The 19,869-nt window shown below is 69.4% G+C and carries 15 protein-coding genes; 7 read left to right on the forward strand and 8 right to left on the reverse strand.

All coding sequences use genetic code 11. The annotated features are described in order from the left end of the window. Positions 1-696: 696 nt before the first annotated feature. The 5 genes from D9V36_RS42500 to D9V36_RS01110 form a co-directional block, all read right to left on the reverse strand. On the reverse strand, positions 697-3,393 hold the full coding sequence (locus D9V36_RS42500; RefSeq protein WP_129292016.1) for a DUF2637 domain-containing protein: 2,697 nt from the start codon (positions 3,391-3,393) through the stop codon (positions 697-699). An 87-nt stretch (positions 3,394-3,480) separates the two neighbouring features. Next, entirely contained in the window at positions 3,481-4,041 is a 561-nt protein-coding gene (locus D9V36_RS01095) for a hypothetical protein (RefSeq protein ID WP_129292017.1), read from the reverse strand. 448 nt (positions 4,042-4,489) lie between these two features. Then, on the reverse strand, positions 4,490-4,933 hold the full coding sequence (locus D9V36_RS01100; RefSeq protein WP_129292018.1) for a hypothetical protein: 444 nt from the start codon (positions 4,931-4,933) through the stop codon (positions 4,490-4,492). A gap of 142 nt (positions 4,934-5,075) precedes the next feature. Beyond that, entirely contained in the window at positions 5,076-5,333 is a 258-nt protein-coding gene (locus D9V36_RS01105) for a WhiB family transcriptional regulator (RefSeq protein ID WP_129292019.1), read from the reverse strand. A gap of 222 nt (positions 5,334-5,555) precedes the next feature. After that, positions 5,556-6,002, reverse strand: a complete 447-nt coding sequence (locus tag D9V36_RS01110; RefSeq protein WP_129292020.1) for a hypothetical protein — start codon at positions 6,000-6,002, stop codon at positions 5,556-5,558. Positions 6,003-6,756: 754 nt separating this feature from the next. Between D9V36_RS01110 and D9V36_RS01115 the strand changes: the two genes are divergently transcribed. Further along, the gene (locus tag D9V36_RS01115; protein WP_129292021.1) at positions 6,757-7,491 is read left to right on the forward strand and encodes a GntR family transcriptional regulator; all 735 of its coding nucleotides are present in this window, start codon (positions 6,757-6,759) and stop codon (positions 7,489-7,491) included. A gap of 321 nt (positions 7,492-7,812) precedes the next feature. Then, the gene (locus D9V36_RS01125; protein ID WP_241720633.1) at positions 7,813-9,045 is read left to right on the forward strand and encodes a helix-turn-helix domain-containing protein; all 1,233 of its coding nucleotides are present in this window, start codon (positions 7,813-7,815) and stop codon (positions 9,043-9,045) included. Here the strand turns inward: D9V36_RS01125 and D9V36_RS01130 are convergent. Together D9V36_RS01130 and D9V36_RS01135 are read right to left on the reverse strand one after the other, a co-directional pair. Then, positions 9,042-9,647, reverse strand: coding sequence for an NUDIX hydrolase (locus D9V36_RS01130; protein WP_129292022.1), 606 nt, complete (start codon positions 9,645-9,647; stop codon positions 9,042-9,044). The genes D9V36_RS01125 and D9V36_RS01130 overlap by 4 nt on opposite strands. Before the next feature lie 389 nt (positions 9,648-10,036). Continuing rightward, entirely contained in the window at positions 10,037-10,309 is a 273-nt protein-coding gene (locus tag D9V36_RS01135) for a hypothetical protein (protein ID WP_129292023.1), read from the reverse strand. A gap of 1,116 nt (positions 10,310-11,425) precedes the next feature. On the opposite strand from D9V36_RS01135, the gene D9V36_RS01140 reads away from it, so the two are divergent. The 5 genes from D9V36_RS01140 to D9V36_RS01160 all read left to right on the forward strand — a co-directional run bounded on the left by D9V36_RS01140 (position 11,426) and on the right by D9V36_RS01160 (position 17,886). Next, positions 11,426-11,701 (forward strand): hypothetical protein, encoded by a 276-nt coding sequence (locus D9V36_RS01140; protein ID WP_129292024.1) that lies wholly within the window; start codon positions 11,426-11,428, stop codon positions 11,699-11,701. Positions 11,702-12,048: 347 nt separating this feature from the next. Beyond that, positions 12,049-14,865: a DEAD/DEAH box helicase gene (locus D9V36_RS01145; RefSeq protein WP_241720634.1), complete on the forward strand. Its 2,817-nt coding sequence runs from the start codon at positions 12,049-12,051 to the stop codon at positions 14,863-14,865. Further along, positions 14,862-15,920 (forward strand): hypothetical protein, encoded by a 1,059-nt coding sequence (locus tag D9V36_RS01150; RefSeq protein WP_129292026.1) that lies wholly within the window; start codon positions 14,862-14,864, stop codon positions 15,918-15,920. Before D9V36_RS01145 ends, D9V36_RS01150 begins: the two co-directional genes overlap by 4 nt. 262 nt (positions 15,921-16,182) lie before the next feature. Beyond that, positions 16,183-17,019, forward strand: coding sequence for a hypothetical protein (locus tag D9V36_RS41630; RefSeq protein WP_241720635.1), 837 nt, complete (start codon positions 16,183-16,185; stop codon positions 17,017-17,019). Between the two features lie 363 nt (positions 17,020-17,382). Then, the gene (locus tag D9V36_RS01160) at positions 17,383-17,886 is read left to right on the forward strand and encodes a hypothetical protein (protein ID WP_129292027.1); all 504 of its coding nucleotides are present in this window, start codon (positions 17,383-17,385) and stop codon (positions 17,884-17,886) included. A gap of 346 nt (positions 17,887-18,232) precedes the next feature. Here D9V36_RS01160 and D9V36_RS01165 read toward each other — a convergent pair whose 3' ends face one another. Next, positions 18,233-19,333 (reverse strand): hypothetical protein, encoded by a 1,101-nt coding sequence (locus D9V36_RS01165; protein ID WP_347239693.1) that lies wholly within the window; start codon positions 19,331-19,333, stop codon positions 18,233-18,235. Positions 19,334-19,869: the final 536 nt, after the last annotated feature.

Here is a 19,869-nt window from a genome sequence, read left to right on the forward strand (position 1 = left end):
ACCTTTCCCACCCGAATTGGGCGATCTTGTCGAGCATGAGGAGCCGGGCTCTGCGTTCGTCCGGCTCGGGACGGGTGGGGTCAAGGCGAGGTAGTGGCCGATCGTGCTGTGACTGAGGGCTGCGGCCGACGGGAAGTGGGTGGTCGACCTGATCCTGGTCGGGTTTGCTCCTCTGAGCCCGGGGGTCGGGTCCGACAGCCTCCGGCTGCAGGCCGACGGTCGGCTCGCCGCCGGAGGAGCGGTCGGCGACTGCTTCCGACTGGTGGTTCGGCTTGCGCACCAAGAACACAGCGGCAAGGGGGTTCCAGGGCATAGAGACTCCAAAGACGCGGGGACGGGGTAGAGGCAGCGGCGCTTCGGCCGCGCTGAAATGTCCTGCCAGCGGACGATGGCTGGTCGCGAAGGGGCTGCCTGCCCCGACCGGGCGGGATCCGAGAACGCCTCCCCGCAACTGGCGCTACGGGGAGGGAAGGTGGAGAAGCGCGTCAGGCGCTTCTCCCCTGCTGGGCTGGGCGGTCTGCCTCTACCTCTGCCTACCGAAGGCTACCTACTACCTACCATCCCTCTGACCTGCTATTTCTCCTTGGGCGAGGTGGGTAGCGGTAGGTACCCCGCAGCCCCGACCGCATGGGAGTCTCGAAGCTGCGAAGCACGCATACCCGCACCACCCGCCCCCGGCAGGCAGGATTCGCATTGTCAGACGCCTGCGGGCGAGCCCTTCAGTACCGCTGCGATCAGCTTGGCCCGGTCAGAGCCGATCGAGCCGTGGTGAGCGCGGATCTCCTTCTCGAGCTTCCGTTTGCTGACGTCTTGGTTCTTTGCGCGGAGACGGTCCACGGCGGCCTGCTCAACTAGTGTCAGTACCAAGTCCGCAGAGTCCTCGCCCGCACCGGCACCCTGGCCCGTACCGTCCCGCCGGGCCGGTGTACCGGATGTGCCGGGTGTACCGGGTGTACCGTCCCGCCGGGCCGGTGTACCGGATGTGCCGGGTGTACCGGGTGTACCGGGTGTACCGTCCCGCCGGGCCGGTGTACCGGATGTGCCGGGTGTACCGGGTGTACCGGGTGTACCGTCCCGCCGGGCCGGTGTACCGGATGTGCCGGGTGTACCGGGTGTACCGGGTGTACCGGGTGTACCGTCCCGCCGGGCCGGTGTACCGGACGAGCCGGGTGTACCGGGTGTACCGGGTGTACCGTCCCGCCGGGCCGGTGTACCGGACGAGCCGGGTGTACCGGATGTGCCGGGTGTACCGTCCCGCCGAGCCGGTGTACCGGACGAGCCGGGTGTACCGGGTGTACCGTCCCGCCGGCCCGGTGTACCGGACGAGCCGGGTGTACCGGGTGTACCGTCCCGCCGGCCCGGTGCGGTCTGTGTGAACCACTCAAGTTCCAGTTCCGCAAGGGTCGGTTGGACGACGGGGATCGCAGCAGGGGTGAGGTCGTGGCTGGGAAGGCGGGGGATCACGATGCGGTTCAGCGTCAGGCCGGCCTTGACCGCGGTACGGTCCGCAGCCGCAGAGGCCTGTCGGGCAGACCGCAGCGCGGCGCGCCGCCGGTGTTCTGTGGCGCGCACATCCATGGCGATGCCAGCTGCTGCCCAGGCTCCATCCAGGGTGGTCAGCGAGCTGTCGGTGATCATCATCGACCAGGCCGTCCAGGCGGTGTCCGGGTAGCGGACCCAGCGAATCAGGCCGATGCGCGGCCGGGGCTTGGGCAACAGGCCTCGCTCGCGCAGGTGTTGGCGGTGGACCAGACGGGCGTACATCTCCCACAGCACCATGCCGACGAGGGACATGGTGGCAAAGGCGACGGCCGGTTGCGTCGGCTCCCCGGCGGGGCCGCAGTGGTGGGCGTAGTTCATGGCCGCTGCCCCGCCGGCGAGGATCCAGGTCATGACGCGATACAGGGTTCCGGAGTCGCCGTCCTTCCTTGCCTGGTGGTACATCCAGCCGGTGAAGGCGGCGCTGAGCTCCCATGCCGCGGCGAATCCGAGTGCGAAAATCGTCCACCAGTCGAACGCCTCACGTGCGTAGTCGGTCTGGGACCACCACGCCACGGCCATGGGTGCCAGGATTGGACCGCCGACCAGGACCCGACGGGCCTGGCTGCGCGTCAGCTCCTGCAGCCAGGCACTCGCCCTGGGCCGTTGAGACCTCAGTGTGGTCCGGCCCTCCTTGACAGCCCGGCGGCGCTTTCGCGCTTCCTCGCGGCGATCGTCCCTCTCCTTCCTGATCCGCCTCTTGCGCTCCAGTCGTTGGTTCGTACGTGAGAGGACTTCCTTCCACCGCTCGTCCGCCGCCTTGTGGTTCTCCTTGGCGATGGCGATCTGCTCATCTGCCTTCTTCTGGAGGTCCTGCGCCTGCGCGAGGAGGGCGGCTGCCTTCGTCTCCGTTCCCTGGACGGCCGTGGCTGCGGCAACGGTGAGGCGTTCAGCTTCGGCTTCGGCGTCCTCGAGGACTCTCTCGGCCTTCTTCTCCTGCTGGCCAGCCGCTCGTTGGGCCTTGGCGATGATGCGCTGAGCTTCGGCGTCGGCGCGTTCGGTTTGGCCCCGGATGTCCTCCGCGGTTTCCCGGCGAAGTTGCTCGGTGTCCTCCTCGGCCCGGGCCCGCATGCGCTGTGCGGATTCCGCTGCTGCGCCCATCTTCTGGTTGGCTTCGTCGACGATCTTCTGTGCTTCGTCGCGAAGCCGCTCGGACTCGCTCTGGGCTTCTTGCCGGAGGCGTTGTGCGGCGTCGGCAGCGTCTTTACGGCTTCGCTCCGCCTGGGCCTCGGCTTCCCTTCGAAGGCCCTGCGCCTCTTCGCGGGCTTGGGTGAGAAGTTCATCCGCTTCCTGCCGTGCCGCAGCGCGGACCTGGTCGGCTTCCTTTTGCACCGATGCGAGGTGGCGTTCGGCCTCGGTGTTGGCCCTGTCCCTGGTTTCGGCCGCTGTGCGAAAGGCGTCGACCGTGATGACGGCGGCATCGGTCTGGCTCGCGCTCCAGGCCTGCTGGGCGGAGGCATTCAAGGCCTCTGCCTGCTTACAGGCTTCGGTCGCCAGACGCTCGGCCTCATCAGCGCCCTGGGCGAGACGCTGCTGGGCGGCTTCCTCGGCCTCGCCGAGAAGCCTCTTGGCTGTCCGCTCGGCATCGGATACCAGCGTTTCGGCACGCTGTTTCGCCTCGTCGAGCAGTTGCTCCGCCTCAGCCTGCGCCTGCTCGCCCAGCTCGATGAGGCTGGACGCCTCCGTCTCGGCAGCCACGATGATGTCGGCTGCGCGCGTGGCTGCCCTCTCCGGGTGCTCGGCGGCATTCTCGGGCGGCGCTGACGCGGAGGCATTGGGGATCTGCTGTGCGGGCGCGGGTTCCGTACGCCGGCGCTGGGTCCCCTTCCGCTTGGACTGCTTCGTGGTGGGCACGCCCACGGCTCCTTTGGTGAATGGGTGCGGGCCGGGCCTGTGAAAGGCCCGGCCCGCACCGGGGCGGCCGTGGAACGGCCTTGTCGTTCAGATCTGTTCGTCGGCGAAGGCCATGTCGGACACGGGCCTGAGCTTGGTCGGAAGCGGCGTGACGGTGAATCCCGTGTCGACCAGGTCGCCGTTCTCGTTGTGCCGGAAGAGCAGCCAGGGCGACCGCGGGTCAGCTTCGCCGTCCTTGCCTGCGGTGCCCCACTCCAGGACGGCATCGGGATGCTCTTGCCGCGCCCGCTTAGTGCACTCGTCGAAGGCACGTGCCTTCGACAGGTAGGGCCACATGGACATGGCACGATTGCGATACGCAATGCGGTAGACAGTGCCGTCGGCGCGGCGCGCGGCAGTGATTTCCTCGTCGGAGATGCCCATAGCTCGTGCCGCCTGGACCTGGTTCATCGCGCCGAGCCATTCGGCGTCGCCTTCCTCGCCAGCAGCAATTGCGTCCTGGAGGAGGTCGACGGCCTCGGCGGTGAGCTTGATGACCTGCTGCCGCTCGACGGCTTCCGAAGGGGGCGTGGTGCCTGAAGGCACATCGCTGTGCTCGGCGTCGGTTTCGCCGGGCGCCGGCGGGTGGGGGCGGTGCTGATCGTTCATCTCAGCGGCTCCTTAGATTGGCCGCGTCGCGTTTCTGCGAGCGGCTGGTCGACGGTCTCGTGCGCGGCCGCGTTGGACAGGTCGCTGTACGTCTGGCGCCGTTCGGAGTTCCATTGCCGCAGGTCGGCATGGTTCGCAGCGGTCCAGTTCGGCAGCGCCTTGATCTTGGGGGTCTTGTTTATGAGCGGCGTTTTCGCGCGATGCGACGGGTCTCGTGCAGGCGCTTGCGGTAGTCAGCGGCGGCCGCGGCCGGGTCGATGCTCTTCTTGTCAGACTTTGTCGAGGACGAACTGGACTGGTCGGTAGGCTTGGGCACTACTGCTCCTCAGGGGTCAGGTTCGTGAGGATGCGGTTGGGCCCTGGCCGGGAGTTGCGCTCCTGGCCAGGGCCATGGGTGTGGGGCGTGTAAGCCAAGGCTCGCCGTCAGCGAAGTCGAGCGTTCAAGGGCTCAGGTTCGGCCGGGCTTCGCGGGCGCGGCCCGCTCACGCAGTTTCGCGGCGTATTCGCCCCGCGAAGTCCCGCTCGGGGCTGGTGGCAGCAGGCGCAGCAGGGGGCGCCGGCCTTTGTCCGTGCCAGCGAAGTGACATGCGAGGGTCCACCTGTCGGCGTTGGTCATTCGCTCGCCCGGCCGGCGGCTGGACAGGTGGTCGGCGATCTCGTGCAGCAGCGCGCTGATGTGGCTGCAGTGGTTGGTCTGGCGTGCCTGGAGATCGCCGTCGTGCACGAGCTGTCGAACCAGGTGGTGGAACGAGGTCGATGTGTCGGTGGTCAAGTCAACCCGAACGGGCTGGCGTTGCGTGCTCCTGGTCAACTCGCCAGCAGGCGGCAGTGCGGACGGCTGGTCCGGGTTGTCGCTTCGGCGGGGAGAGGGACATGTCATGATGCTGTTCACAGGATTCCTCCTCGTCATGCAGGGCCTGTGTGGCAGTCCCGGGGAAAGGCGCCCCGGGACTGCTTCTTCTCACTGGTGGCCGTTGCCCATGCCGCGTCCGCTCGCCGGGCGGCGTAGCGGTGCAGGGGCGTACGGCGTGCGTTCAGGCGTTGGCGCTGTGGGCCCGGTTGCGGGCGGCGCGGCGCTTCATCGCGCAGCGCTCGTCCTCGCTCATCCCGCCCCAGATGCCGGATTCCTGACGGGATTCGAGCGCCCACCGCAGGCACTGCTCCATGACGGGGCAGCGGCGGCAGACGGCCTTGGCTTCCTCGATCTGCAGCAGTGCAGGACCGGTGTTGCCGATGGGGAAGAAGAGCTCGGGGTCGTCCTCGCGGCAAGCGGCGCGGTGACGCCAATCCATGGTTCCTCCAGCAGTGATGTGTTGTGCGGTTCAAGTCAGGTGCTGTAGCGAACTGTGCGGTCTCGGTTCCGGCTTCGATGCGATGGGCGCAGCGGGGCCCGGTGGCCATGAAGCGGTTGACGGGCAACGGGGTGTCCGGTGCCCGTGGTGGCCGCCCTGGAGCTGGCAATCTCAGTCCAGGGTGGCCTTGAGGTGCACGGTCGGCTGGTGTCTTGGAGTTGGTCAGCCGCAGGGGAGACTGCGCGGCGCCGAGGTTGCGCTGACCTTGACGTAGCCCTTGTACGCGCCGAACCCGCCGTGCCCGCTGGTGATCTGCTCCACCAGGGCCAGGTTGGGGTTTGAGGGGTGGCAGGCGATGAAACGGGCCCGGTCGCCCTCGCCCATGAGGCCCTTGATCGCACCGCCTGCGCTGCGGAGGTAGAGGCCGCCGGTGCCGGGGGCCGGCGCGAGCGTCAGCGACGAGTTTGTGTTGTTGGGGCGGATGGTGATGTCGGGGTAGTCGGTGACCCTCGCGGTTTCCGACTGGCCGGTGGTGGGGTTGATGCGCCGCCCGGTGTGAGTGCCGGTGGGATCCGGGTTGGGGATGGCGGCTTCGGCGCTGGTGGCGGCAAGTGCGAGGGCTCCGACGGCTGCGGTCACAGCCATGGCCATTCGGGTCGTGCTGTTCATGGTTCTCCTCGAGCAGGTGCGGACCACGCCAGGCGGCGAGGTCCCTTGGGTGGCGCGTGTGGGTTCCTCCGCGCTCTCCACCTCTCACCGCGTCGCCGGAGGGTGGGCGGTGGGAGTGAGGGCAGCGCGGGGCTGCAAAAGGTGTGGTGGCGCGGTCTCTTCCACCGCGCGTGCTCGACTTTTGCGGGAGTCGGGGTGCCCGCCGGGTGTGCGCATGGGCCCCTCCTCCCGACACCGGTCCGGTGTGATCGGGGCTCGTCGTGGGCGGCTGTTAGCTGGCCATGCGGTTTCCAGTGCTGTGTGCTCCGCCCGTGACAGCGGTTCGCCGGCGCCCTGTGAGGCGCGTAGGTCCAGGGGTCTCTGGTGTCCCTGCATGACCTCCCGGGTTCCGGCCCGGGTCCTTTCATTGGTGGATTTCAAGGAACGTCGCTGCCTTCGGCCTCCGATTGCCGGAGGCCTCCGGTCGGTTGATGGACCCCGTTGGCCGTCTCGGTAGTGGTGCTGCCGAGGGCCCGGGAGCGGCTCTTGCCTGTCACGTCCCTCCCGCCGAAGCGGGTGAGCCGGGACCTCCGGCAGAGCCAGTGACGAGGAACAGTGAAGCGCATCAAGATAGATGAATCAAGATGAAAGATATACGACTCAAGGAGAAAGATATCTTGATGCGTGGCTTCGGGTGCGCAAGGAGGCGTGGATGCGTGCGCCCGGTACGGCAGTCCGTACGATCAGGTAGCTACGGAGCAGCCAGAGGAGACACATGACCGAGCCGCGGGGTGCCGGCGCCCAGCCCAAGTACCAGCGCGTCCTTGAAAAACTCAGGAAGGCGATTCGGGAAGGCGAGTACGACGCCGACGTGCGACTCCCCGCGGAGCCGGAATTGGCTGAGCAGTACGGTGTCTCGCTGATGACCCTCCGTAAGGCCCTCGACCTGCTCAAGGTCGAGGGAGTCATCGAAGGGCGGCAGGGGGCGGGGAACTACGCGCGCGATCGCGAGCTTCTGCAGTACGGCGGCGACGTCGGGTCCATCCCCTGGGTGACGCGCGTTTCCGAGGCCCTGGACGTCGACGAGGTCGCCGTGAGTCGCAAGATGCAGCCGCCGGTACACGTCGCCCGTGCTCTTGGCTTGGGGCCGGATGGCAAGACGCTCCGGCACACATGCCGGCTCCTCCAAAATGGCCGGCCAGTCAGGTCCGTGCACACCTACCTGCCCTACGACCTTGTCGCCGCGGACGCGCTCGCGGGTGGCGAAATCAACCTTGAAAGGCTCCACAGGACTCTCGCTCGCCTGGGGCGAGCTCCGGTCTCGGCTGATGAGTCCGTTCGCTGCCGCCTGCCGACAAGCGAGGAGGCCATACAGCTGGCCATCCCCCCTGCACGCTTCGTCATCCACGCGTACCGGACGGTCTACGACGGCGACGACCTGCCCGTCGAAGTGCAGGAGACCATCATGGATTCCGCCTCGTACGTGCTCAGCTACAGACTTGCCCTCTGAGCCGTACCACCCAACGGCATGGCGGACCTTCCGCGCCTTGCGGCAAGGCAATCGCTCGGAGCGGCCCGGGTGACCGGCCGAACGACGCCCGACCCGCCTACGGTCGACGGCATCGCCAAAGGCCGGAGAGGTAGCCTCGTCGCGCGCCGGTGCGGCGACTGTGTGGTGGAGGCGGTCGCCCATCGTGTTCCCCTAAAATCGAACTGATGTGGAGTGCTGCATTCAGCTTCCGAAGCAGGGAGGTTGGTGATAAGGCCCAGCGGGGTTCTCCAGGTGGGTAAACTCCCGGGTAGGACTGTTCGGGCGCCAGGAGCATTACCAATGACCGCAGTTGAAGGGTGTCGTCAGCTTCCGACCTGGTTTTTCAAGGACCCGGAGCTGCTGGACGCGTGCCGCGCCCGGGACTTCGGGCGCATCTTCGAGCTGGCGCGCCGCGCGGGCATCTACCCGTCGCGAGTTGCCCGGCAGTGCGACCTGACGCCAAGCCGTGTCTCGGATGTGATCGCGGGGAGGCGGACGCTCACCCAGATGTCCGTGGTGGAGCGGATCGCGGACGGGTTGGGCATTCCCGGGGCCATGCTGGGCTTGGCGCCACGAAGGTGGGAATCCTCCGATGCCGAGGTAGCCCCGCACAGGGTCGAACTCCCGGTTCCGGTGCCCTCCGCGGCTGAGGGGGAAGAAGCGGTTGCGCTCAGGCGAGAACTGCAGGCAGCTACGTCCGCAGATGCCACCGTGGCTGAGCTCTTTGCGGTCCAGGTGGACTCCATGCGGCGCATGGACCGGCAGCTCGGCGCGGGAACGTTGCTCCCACCGCTGGGAGAGCAGATCAACCAGATGGGGAACCTGCTGCACCGGAGCACCTCTCCCAACGCCCGGACCGCGCTTGCGGCCGTGCTGACCGAGGCATCGACACTGGCCGGGTGGCAGGCCCTGGACCTGGGGCTGTACCGCCGGTCGTGGGAGCTGCATGAGACGGCGAAGGCCGCGGCACGGGAGTCGGGGTCAGCGGCACTGGTGGCGCACACGATGGGGCAGCAGGCCTATGTGCTGCTGGAGTTGGGCGAGTCAGCGAAGGCTGTGGAGCAGGTGCGGTTCGCGCGGGAGAGCGCCGGCCGGAGCCTGCCGCCCTTGATGGAGTCCTGGCTGTTCGCGGCGGAGGCAGAGGCACATGCCGTGGCCGGGCACGAGACGCAGTGTCGCAACGGGATGGATCGAGCAGAGGCGGTCCGGCCGAACGACCCGGCCGACCCGTCACTGCCGTTCCTGTTCCTGGCGGGCGCTCACCTGAGCAGGTGGCGCGGGAACGTCCTGGCAACGCTCGGAGCCGACGAGGCGCTCACGGATCTGACAGCATCGCTGGCGTCGCTGGACCTGAATGGTTTCACCCGAGCGGAGGCCGGGGTGCGTTGCGACTTGGCGGTGGTGCTGGCGCGGCGTGGGGAGCGGGAGGAAGCGCGACGTCAGGCCCTGCGGGCGCAGGACCTGGCGTCGATGACCAGCTCGGTGCGCCAGCGTCGGCGTATCACTGACGTGCTGGCCGCGACCGCCGCTTAGGCGCGGTTGCGTGCGGCGAGCAGGTGCAGCACGGCGACCAGGGTGCCGCTGTTGCGGATCTTGCCGGCGGCGATCAGACCGAGGACGTCGTCGAGCGGGACCCACTTCATGTGGGCCGCCTCGTTCTTCTCGGTGGGCTCGCCGACCTTCTCGACACCGCGGGCGATGAAGACGAAGTGTTGCGACGCCACCGTTCCGATCATCGGCTCGAAGGCGACGACGCGCTCAAGGGTGCCCGTGGTGCGGTAGCCGGTCTCCTCGATGACCTCGCGGGCCGCGGCGACGGCGGGGTCCTCGCCGGCGTCGAGCAGGCCGCCGGGTAGTTCGTAGTTCCAGAGGTCGGGGACGAACCGGTGGCGCCACATCATGAGGACGCGGTCCTGGTCGTCGATCATGGCGACCATCGCAGCCTGGGGGAGGTACACCTTGTGGTGTTCGAACCGGACGCCGTCAGGGGTCCGGATGTCGGCCAGAGCCACGGTGACCCATCGGTTCTTGTAGATCGTCCGCTCTCCGAAGACCTGCCACTGGGCTGCCCGTTCCTCCGCGGTGAGTGCGGTGTCGGTGCTTGCTTGAGCTGCGGCGTTCTTCTGGTCTGACACGGGAACCCCTCCATATGTGGTCTCTCACCTTAGAAAAGCACCGCGAAGCCAGCACCAGGGGGCTTTACCCATGGCGCGTATTCACGCTGGTGGGCACTCGTCGTCCACTGTCCTTGCAGTGAGGCATGCGCTGAGTGTCAGGCGAGGTTGGAATAGCTGAGGTTGCGGGTGGCGCAGGTCGGTGGCTGGCGTGGGTGGGTTCGGTGTTGTGCTTGGGTTCCTCGTTGAACGGCGGGGCCCTTGGGCTTGCCCGTGCTCGCGCAGGTTCACCGTGGTGCCGAGGATGTCCAAGAGCGCGTTGATGACGGCTGCATCTTCGCTGGCCGGCCGCCTGACCAGCGGCGCGGCGTAGGCCGACGTAGGTCCGGGCTGCGGGCCCGGCCTGGTGTTCAGTCGTTGTCGAGGGCGCTGCCGACCCATGCGATCGGGTCGCCGCTGGGTGTCAGTCCCCAGTGCAGGCCGCTCGTTGCGGCGTCGTGGTCGGCATCAAGCAGGCAGGCTCTCCCCCACCGGCCGTGTTTGTCAGGACAGGTCCGGGCGAGCACCTCGACGTCGCCGGAGTCGACCGCCTGCCGGTACCGGTCGGCATACGTCGTGAAGCGGTGTTGCAGTTCTGCTCCGGCCCGCAGTTCCTCCGCGTGTGCGGTGGCCGCACGCACCATAGGCGGTCCGACCTCACCTGCCGCACCATCCTTCCTGCCGTCGGCCGGACGGGCGCAGCACGGCACCAGCGGCGCGCAGCACGGGCTTCGCCTGCATTGGCCGCGGCGGCGGACAGCGGGAGAGGTCACCAGACGCGATATGCCTCATGGGCTGGCTTCCGCCGACGAGATCAGGCGTCCTTCGCCTTCTCAGGAAAGCAGTCGGTGCACCACCGCTCCCCCCTTGCGAGTGAGTGGTCGTGGCGCACTCTGCGCTTGTGTCCCGGGACGTGGATGCCGTCGTCAGGGCCGTCGCTGCAGGACAAGCGCTGGAAGTCATGCCGGAGAGGCCCGGAGGGCCGGTGTACGACCCGGGTCTCCAGACGGAGGTCTGCGATACCCACACGCTCACTTACGATCCACACTCTGGCCTCCTTTTGCCACTTCAGACGATAGCCAAATTAGCTGCGGCGCCGCACCTGGTCTCGCCGGTGCCCGAGGGTGCTGCGGAGGCGAGCGCATGCAAGGGCCTCTCGGTTCTCTGCACACACGCGTGAGCGCGCTTGTGCGGGCGTGGTCGTGCAGTGGGCGGGAGTGAGATCCCCGTTCAGGTGGTGGCCGATCCGATCAGCCCGAACTCTGCAAACGGGTCTTTTCGGTTGAGGGCAAGGTCATCTGCGGTCGCCGATCCGGCTGGACGATGACGCGGTGTTCATGGGCGAGGTCGTCGCGGTGTTCCGACCCCTGACCGAAGGCCCCGGCCCGCCCACCGTGACTCGATGCCCTGTCCGTCCTCCTGGAGGAAGCGACGGTCCGCCGCCAGCGGCGCTAGGGCAGCGGGGTGTGGGGCTTGGACCTCCTCGTGCAAGACCACGGGATGCCCATCGGCGCAGTCCGCGAGGCGCTCGCGCAGGGCGACCACCCGAGCGTCGACCGGGCGTTGCGGGGCGGCCTTCTGGGCCACTTCACTGGCATCTCCGCGTGGGTGGGCGGCCAAATCAAGAACGGCATCACCGGCAAGTTGATCGGCATGTCCGTGACCCCGGCCTTCGGCTGGTCGCTGCGGACGGTCACCGGGTTGGCGCAGCGTCTGAGGACGGAAATGGAGCTGCTGCGGCCCGGTCAGGAGGCGTTGGTATGCGCCGCTCTGCGGTCCGAGCACACCCTGATGGACGGCGCCGGCATGCTCAACAGCGACTCGGTGAAGAGGAGTTGGGCCGGACCGTCCACGCGAACGCCGTCCATCGCGGCGTGCTGGAGCGTGCCGGCTCGGCGGACACAGGCCGCACGGCGGACCGGAGCATCCTGCTGGCAATGCGGACCGGTGAGGCGCTGCTGCGCACCACCGGGTGGGGCGACGACCGGCTGGCCCGCCTCATCGTGCGGGACATCATGCTGGTGGACGGCAGGTAGACCGGAAAGCTGGGCGATGGGTCTCCCGGCGGCGTGGCGCGCCGGCATGTCGGACGGCGGACCGGCGCCCTGATGTCGGCCTCATCGCCGATCGGCGAAGGGCAAGCCGCTGCTCAGTGGCGTGTCCTGCCTCGTTGCCCTGTAGACGGCCGAGGCTATGTGCTGGGGGACGGGCCGACCGTCGCAAGAGCGCCGCGAGCGGTGAAGTAGCCCGCAGGATCGGCAGAATTCACTCATTCGGGTTGCTTCTCGCGTGATCTGCGCTAGCGGTGTGTGTACCAGGCACAATCGCGCGTGTTTGCCGTCTCGGTGTGCGGGGCGGCATGTGTGAGAGGAGCTCGCCGATCGTGCGCCGCCACAGCCTGACCGACTACGTGGCCGTGCCCGATCTCTGCGACCCTCCCCGGCAAGGCCGGATCGTCTTCTGGAGGCCCTGGGGCACGATGGGCCCGCCCGAGAAGGTTGAGGTCCCCGACGGTGCGGTGCTCGGGGAGGGGGAGACGACGGTGGTGCGGGCGCAGCAGGGTGGAGTCCGCACCGTGCGCGTGCCGTACTGGTGGATGCCGGTCGACGCGGCGGTGCCGGTGCTGGCCCGCAGTCGTGTCGACGGAAAGGGCGAGGAGAGCTGCCAGTTCTGGGGTGCCGTCGGGTTGTTCGCGCTCCAGCTGTTGTCCCGCGGCCGGATGCGCCCGGACATCACGGTCTCCGGCTTCGATACCTGGCGCACCGCAGCGGACTCTCCGGACGAGCACGAGCAGCTGCGTGCGCTCGTTGCCGCGATGCCCCCGCAGGCCCGCGCTCTTCCGTTCAGCACACACGCCTACCCGCCGAGGCTCCCGAAGGCCTCGTTCCTCGTCCAGGCGTTCCTCGAAGCGGTCGCTGACGCCCTGGCGCGTACCGCGAGCGCGGAGCGTTTGCCCGGCGTCTCCGGCGTGTTCGCGGCCCGGGAGCCGCAGCACGTCCCGCACCTGGTCCTGGAGGCGGGCTCGCGGCCGGCCGGTGCTGTGGTCGGGGTGCGGATCTCGCTGCGGCTGCAGATCGGCGAGGAGGGGGCCAGCGGGGTGCGGGCCGTGGTGCAGGTGCAGGACGTCGAACCGCCCCAGGACCTGGTGGACGCCGGGGCGTTGTGGCGTCGGCCCGCGCCGCCCGGGTCCTCGGACGCCGCCCGGCAGATGGGCACGATGGTGGCGCTGCGCGGCGCCGCGCGTGCCTGGCCGCCGCTGGCGCGGCTGCTGGAGGCGGATGTGCCGGGGGCGTTGGAGCTGGAGGAGAAGGAGGTCGAGGACCTGCTCGGGGAGGCAGTGAGTGACCTTGCGGCGGCGGGCTGCGAGGTGCACTGGCCCCGGGATCTGGTGCGCTCCCTGACGGTGCGGGCCGTGGTGGGCTCGAGGACGCCGGGTTCCGTCTCGTCTGGGTATCTGGGTCCGGGCGCGCTGTTTGCCTTCCGCTGGCAGGCCGCGCTAGGTGACGGCGAGGAACTGACTCCTGCGGAGATGGACCGGCTGGCCGAGGCCAAGCGCCCGTTCGTACGGTTGCGGGACCGGTGGGTGCGGGTGGACGCAGCCCTGCTGCGCAAGGCCCGCGCGCGGCAGATCGCGCAGTTGCCGGCCGGGGACGCTATCGCCGCGGCCTTGACTGGGCAGGCCGACTTCGGCGGCGAGACGATCGCGGTCGAGCCGGAGGGGTGGCTGGCCTCCTTGCGCACCGCGCTGACCACGCCGGCCCCTGAGGCGCCGGCTCCCGAGGCGCTGGCCGGCACGCTGCGGCACTACCAGCACGGTGCTCTCTCCTGGATGCGGCAGCTCACCTCACAGGGACTTGGCTGCTGCCTTGCCGACGACATGGGCCTGGGCAAGACGATCACTCTGATCGCGCTCCACCTCACCCGGCAGGAAACCCCGGCCTCGCGCGGGCCGACGCTGGTGGTGTGCCCCGCCAGCCTGCTGGGCACCTGGGAGCGCGAGGTGAGCCGGTTCGCCCCCGCCACGAGCGTGCGGCGCTTCCACGGGCCCGGCCGCACCCTGGAAGGTCTCGGGCAGGACGCGTTCGTGCTGACCACCTACGGCACCGCCCGGCTGGATGCCGCCCGCCTGGCCCAGACCGACTGGTCGCTGGTCGCCCTGGACGAGGCCCAGCACGTGAAGAACTCCGCCTCCTCCACTGCCCGCGCTCTGCGTCAGATCCCCTCCCGCGCCCGCGTCGCGCTCACCGGCACCCCCGTGGAGAACAATCTGACCGAGCTGTGGTCCCTGATGGACTGGGCCAACCCCGGCCTCCTCGGGCCCCTGAAGACGTTCCGGACCCGGCTGGCCCGGCCGATCGAGACGGACCGCGACCCGGTCGCCGCAGCCCGGCTCACCGCCCTGATCCGCCCCTTCGTGCTGCGCCGGCGCAAGACCGACCCGGGCATCGCACCCGAGCTGCCGCCCAAGACCGACACCACTCAGTACGCTCCCCTGAGCCGGGAGCAGGCGGTGCTGTACACGGCGGTGGTCCGCGAGTCGATGCAGCAGATCCAGGCCACCGAGGGTATCGCCCGGCGCGGCCTGGTCCTCAAGCTGCTGACCTCGCTGCGGCAGATCTGCAACCACCCCGCGCAGTACCTCAAGGAGACCAACCCGACCAAGCTCACAGGCCGTTCGGGGAAATTGGATCTGTTCGACGATCTGCTGGGCGTCATGCTGGCCGAGCAGCAGGCAGTTCTGGCGTTCACGCAGTACACAGAGCTGGCCCGCTTGGTCTCCGCCCGGCTGAGGGAGCAGGACATCGACCACCGGATGCTGCACGGCGGGACCCCGGTCGCCCGCCGTTCCGCTCTCGTCGACGACTTCCAGCAAGGGGCCTTTCCGGTCTTCCTGTTGTCCCTGAGGGCCGCCGGCACCGGCCTGACACTGACCCGCGCCAGCCACGTGGTCTTCCTTGACCAGTGGTGGAACCCGGCGGTCATGGAGCAGGCCGCCGACCGGGCTTACCGGATCGGCTCCCCGCACCCCGTCCAGGTGCATCGTCTGATCAGCGAAGGGACCGTCGAGGAGCGGATCGTGGACCTCCTGGCCACGAAGAAGGACCTCGCCGACACCGTCTTGACCAGCATCGACCGCGGCCTGACGGAACTGGACAATGACCAGCTGCTCGACCTGATCACGCTCCGGAGTCCCCGATGACCCTCCCCGACAAGGGCGGCTACCAGATCCGCTTCGCACCCGGCCCGCTGCCGGAGGGCGAATTGTGCGAACGGCTCGGCGGCCGCCTCTGGCTGGACGCCCTCGCGCCCCGCACCAAGGGCGCCTCCAAGGCCCTCTCCGGCCCACTCGGCCGCGCCCGTCCGTACGCGCGCACCGCGACCGTGACCAGCCTCCTGCTCGAAGTCGGCACGATCCGCTGCTGGATCGAGGCGGACACCAACGCCCCCTCCCCCTACAAGCCCCGGCCCGCCCCCACCGTCGCCATCCCGGCCCTGGACCACGCGCAGTGGCACGACCTGACGACGATCACCCGTCCCCTCGCCGCCCGACTCGCCCGACTGCCGGCCGAAGAGGTCCTGAGCGAGCTCGTTGGCACCGGCGCCCGCTGCGGGATCCATCTGCTGCCGAAGCTCGACCAGTGCCACGTCGTGTGCGGCTGCTCCAGCCGCACCGCGGTGTGCAAGCACGCCGCCACCGCCCTGCTCCAGACCGCCCGGTGCCTCGACACCATGCCCCTGGCCCTGCTCGCCCTCCGAGGCAGAGCCGCGCACGACTTCTTCGCCGGCATGCAGGACCCCGAGCACCCCAGCCTCCACCCCCACTACCAGCCCGGCAGGTATCCGCACCCGCCCGTGATCTCGGCCGAGACCGCCTACAACCGCTGGCAGCGCTCCCCCAGACCGTCCCTGCCGATGCTCCCGCTGCCCCCTGAACACCCGGCCGCCCCGGTGCCGCCAGGCATGCCCGGAGCCGACGGCAGGGCCCTTGCCGACATCGCCACGGCCACCAGCGGGTACGCCCACGCCCTGCTGCAAACGCTCACCACAACAACCCTGCCGGGCGTGGTGGCGCAGACCGCCGCCGAGCCCGTCACACACCTCGCGGGGGAGGCGCCGGGGCCCTCTGCCGCGGCCGCCGACTCCCCCATCGAGATTCCGTTGCAGCAACGGCTCCAGAAGCTGCAGGAAGCCACCGGCCTGACCAAGGCGGAGCTGATGCGCGCCGTCGTCGACTGGACCAGCACGAGCAGTTGACCCTTGCTCGACCGCCGGAGCCCAGACGCCCTCCTGCACCTCGCGTCTACAGCCTTGGAGCTCCCAGAAGGACGGGCCGTGCCGATGCCGGGCCGGGTATCCTGCCGTGCAGGTGGCCGCGACCGCCGACCGCTGAAGAGGTCCTCCGCTCACGCCGGAGTCCTCGTTGGTAGCCAAGCCGTCCTTCGACGCATCGCACACCCGAACGCGCCTGCCTTCCAAGCAGCGTGTGCGTGGGACGCGCTGCCGTACGGAGTCGGACATGTCTACGAGCCAGCCCAGGAAGCCGCGGAAGCGTGCGCGGGAGATCCGAGAGCAGAGCCGGGCCACCGGCATGCGGTACACCGAGGCGATGCGGGCGAACGACCGCACCCGAGCCGGCGGCCAGCAGGCGCCGCCGGCACACCTCGCCCCCGCCCGTACCCTGCTGTTGCCCCTCGTGCAGGACGCCCTGGCCGGCCTGTTCCAACTGGCCGGGCTGCTCCTGAGGCTGCGAAACGTCCTGGTCTTGGCCCCTGACGGGGAGCTGGTGGATGTCATGGGTCTTGAGGGGGTGCCGATCCCCGGCGCGCCGATCGAGGACGTCGAGGAGGCGTACTGGCGGGTGCGCAACGCGCTGCCCGAGGGGACCAGGGAGTTCGTGGGCGGGATGGTGGAGGAGTACCCGCCCACGCCCAACGTGCTGCTGCTGACGGGGCCCGACGGTGGGCACGTAGTGCATTTGACCACCCTTGAGGTGGCCGAAGCGGACCTCGCGCTGCTCGCCGCATTCGCCGACGCACTCGACCGCGCGGCCGGCCTGCGTCCCGGCCCGGAGTTCGAGGCACTCACGGAGGCGCTGGGCGAACTCGGGCGAGTGCCCCACTACTCGTGGATGCCCGAGGGGGACGAGGCCGCCGTCGCCCGCTGGGTGCGGCAGACGCTGTCGCCGGTCCTGCACTCGCCCTTCGAGGGGCCGCTCGGCGCCGCCGACCACGAGACGCTGTCCAACGTGCTGCGGTATGCCGCGGGCTGGGAGAGCGTCGAGGTCGACGAGGATGAGGAGGCGGCGGCCGAACGCGTGATGTGGAGCATGGTGCGCGCGGCGCTGGCGATCTGAGGGAGGACAGACCTCGGCCCGCGGGCGAGGTGGTGTCGGCGCCTGGCGGCGGTGGTCGGCGCCAGGCCTCGTGTTGAGTTCAGTGTTTCCGCGGGGCGGAGCCAGTCGGCGTAGGGCCGAGTCACCCCTGTGACACGAGATCGATGACGAGGGCGCCGGCTACGGTCCAGGGGGAGCCGGGCTCAAGGCGGTGCCGCCACTTCGAATCGCGGGTGGCCCCTTGGGCCTGTCGCCAGTAGTGCACGGATTTTCCACGGAGGTGCATGGAAACCTCCCGAGGTATCTGTCTTCTGAACATCGGGCGTGGCACGCGGACTCGACGGCGTCTAGAAAATAGACAGAGAGTTTGCGAGGATCTTCCCTATGGACACTGCACCCACGGCCCGGGAGCACTGGGAGGCCCGCCTCGCCAGGCACAAGGAGACCCTGACGATGGCGAAAGCAGCCAGGGACCGGGACCTATCGCATGCCTATTCCCAGGGCGTCGACCTGACTTGGCGCGTTCTCGGGGGCGCAGCGGGGATCAACCACGAGGCCGCCCGCACGTACGCGCGCCGCAGTGAGCAGGCCGCCGCCCTTCCCCCACTGTGCCCCGGCACCTACCTGACCGTACCGATCTCGGCCATGCCCGAACCCGGAGAGACAAGCACCAGGCCATGCCTGCTTGCACTGGCCCTGGCTGCTCTGTCGTTCCAGCTCACGGGATGGTTTCCGCCCGCCGATTGGAGCGCCGACGCCATCTGCTACGACCTGGCGGGGATTCTCGCTGATCGCCTCCCGCCCGGCTACTACTGGGGCCTTGCCCCAGACCCGAACCCCGCAGAAATGACCTGCTCCTACGGGGTCTGGCCCGACTTCGGCCTCTGATACCCAGATGCCCCGAGGCATCAGCCTTCACCGCCGCTGCCATCGGCATCCCGCACGCCCGCATACGGGAGGGCTCGGAGGCGCTGGCAGCACCAACCCAGCCGGCCGCGCCCCGGCGCCGTGGGGCGTGGTCGAAGCGATCGGAGTCCGCGCGTTCCGCTGCGGCTTCGGGTGCAGAACGAACCGCCGCCACACGCCCAGTTGGCGTGGATGCAGGGCACTCCTCGCCTCGTTGCCTGGGCCGGCCGGTGTCTGTCCGCGCAGCGGCAGCGTAGAACCGCGGCCGCGGTGGCATGCGTACGGCACTCGCCGGGCGCGCGCCGTCGGGCGATGAGGTCCGGGTCGCTCATTCGGCAGGTAGGGGGCAGCTGAAGGCCAGGGCCCCTTCGCCCAGCTGGCCCGTGACGTGTGTGTCGGTCATCGAGGCGTCTGTGAGCCACTCAGCGGCACTCAACTGCTCCAGCAGCATGCCGAGTTCGGTGGCCTCGACGGCGCTCAGCCCGGCCAGCGTCTCGGCCTCAAGGCCGTGGCCGGAGGACCCCAGCCGCCCGTTGGTGCTGCTGTGCGCCGCGCAGGCAAGGGCGAGCAGCCGCGCTGCGGCGGGCAGTTTCTTCTTGCGCAGCTTGCGCTCTCCCACGGCCTTCTGTGCCCATCCGGACAGCCTGGGCCGCATCGCTTTCCCGAAGCCGAGGGGTCCGCGGCCGTCGTCGTGGGGGAGGAGCGAGGGCACAGTGATATGAGTGGGGTTGCCGGAGCCGGAGGCCAGCAGATCTGCAACGGTCCCGGGCAGTCGGAGCCACCCGGTGTCGACGAGCTCCTGCAGGGCCTGCTCCGCGTCGCCCAGCGGCCAGCCGTTCAGGTCCTGACCGGTGAGGTTGCCGCTGCCGCTGCGTGCGGTGCGCAACGTCAGCAAGAGCACCAGCAGACGGCCCTCCGGGCCCGGGACCGGCGCGTGGTCTCGGGCGTAGGCGAGCACGGCGCGTGCGTGTTCCCACTGAGTCGGCGCTGTCAGCACACGTGCGACACCCCCTTCGCCTGCCTGGCCGGCGCGCTGCTCATGCTGAAGGCGGGTGGTGACTGCTGCCTGCTCGGCGCGCCGTGCCTCGGCGTGCAGGCTCCCGTCGCCCGTCACCTGCGCCCAGGTGGTGAAGGCGAGTGCCTTGCGGTCGTGCAGGCTGGCCAGCAGTTGCAAGTCCGGCTCGCTGGAGCGTTGGTAGGCACGGAACGCGTCACCGAGCTCGATGAGTTCCTCGCGCAGTGCCGTCGGCTGCAGGTCCTTCGGCACCACGCGTTGGGCGAGCTTCCCCGAGCGCTTGGGCCGGCGCGGCCTGGGCGCGGGCAGCCGTTCCCCGCCGGGCGCGTTCCCTCCAGGAGCAGCCGGTGCGGCGGCGGAGAAGACTGGTGCTCCCGCCCCGTTGCCGGCCGCAGGTGAGCGCGGTTCGTCCACGCCGGTGTCAGGGCATGCCGGTACGGCGGAAGCGGTGGCCACTACGCGGGCGCCGGGATGGGCTGCCGCACAGTGTGAACAGCACTCCCAAGCCCGCCACCAGCGCCCCATCGGATCGGTGATCACGGCCAGCACCACTCCCCCTCCGGATCGCCCGGTCGCGCCTGCGGGTCCGTGCCCGGACTGCTCGGAATGTGCCTGACACCCTTCCGCACAGCACACACACGATGCCTCGCACCGCGGTCCCCCAGCAGCCCGCAGGTGAGCCTTGAGATGGGCAGCGGCGAAGGCCCGCCCCAGGGCGGCAGAGTCCAGACGCTTCGGCGGGCAAGCAGCACGGCTGCAGGTGACCTTCACCGCCGCCACGCCGCGCCCCGCAGAATCCAGACGTACAGTCCACGCCCGCCCCGTCACCCGCTCGCCTGCCACATGGGCCTGCATGACTGCCCCTTTCGCCGCTCCACCGAAGCCTGTTCAGCTGGTGGTCAACATCATCGGTTATCCACCACGGCCGCTGCAGGAAACCGGCTATACCG

Origin of the sequence: Streptomyces lydicus, from assembly GCF_004125265.1 — a bacterium.
GTDB lineage: Bacteria > Actinomycetota > Actinomycetes > Streptomycetales > Streptomycetaceae > Streptomyces > Streptomyces lydicus_C.

Coding starts and splice junctions, on each gene's coding strand:
- D9V36_RS41630 (WP_241720635.1), top strand. CDS start 16,183: ATGTCTACGAGCCAGCCCAGGAAGCCGCGGAAGCGTGCGCGGGAGATC.
- D9V36_RS01115 (WP_129292021.1), top strand. CDS start 6,757: ATGACCGAGCCGCGGGGTGCCGGCGCCCAGCCCAAGTACCAGCGCGTC.
- D9V36_RS01135 (WP_129292023.1), bottom strand. CDS start 10,309: ATGGTGCGTGCGGCCACCGCACACGCGGAGGAACTGCGGGCCGGAGCA.
- D9V36_RS01105 (WP_129292019.1), bottom strand. CDS start 5,333: ATGGATTGGCGTCACCGCGCCGCTTGCCGCGAGGACGACCCCGAGCTC.
- D9V36_RS01125 (WP_241720633.1), top strand. CDS start 7,813: ATGACCGCAGTTGAAGGGTGTCGTCAGCTTCCGACCTGGTTTTTCAAG.
- D9V36_RS01140 (WP_129292024.1), top strand. CDS start 11,426: ATGCGCCGCTCTGCGGTCCGAGCACACCCTGATGGACGGCGCCGGCAT.
- D9V36_RS01160 (WP_129292027.1), top strand. CDS start 17,383: ATGGACACTGCACCCACGGCCCGGGAGCACTGGGAGGCCCGCCTCGCC.
- D9V36_RS01110 (WP_129292020.1), bottom strand. CDS start 6,002: ATGAACAGCACGACCCGAATGGCCATGGCTGTGACCGCAGCCGTCGGA.
- D9V36_RS01150 (WP_129292026.1), top strand. CDS start 14,862: ATGACCCTCCCCGACAAGGGCGGCTACCAGATCCGCTTCGCACCCGGC.
- D9V36_RS01095 (WP_129292017.1), bottom strand. CDS start 4,041: ATGAACGATCAGCACCGCCCCCACCCGCCGGCGCCCGGCGAAACCGAC.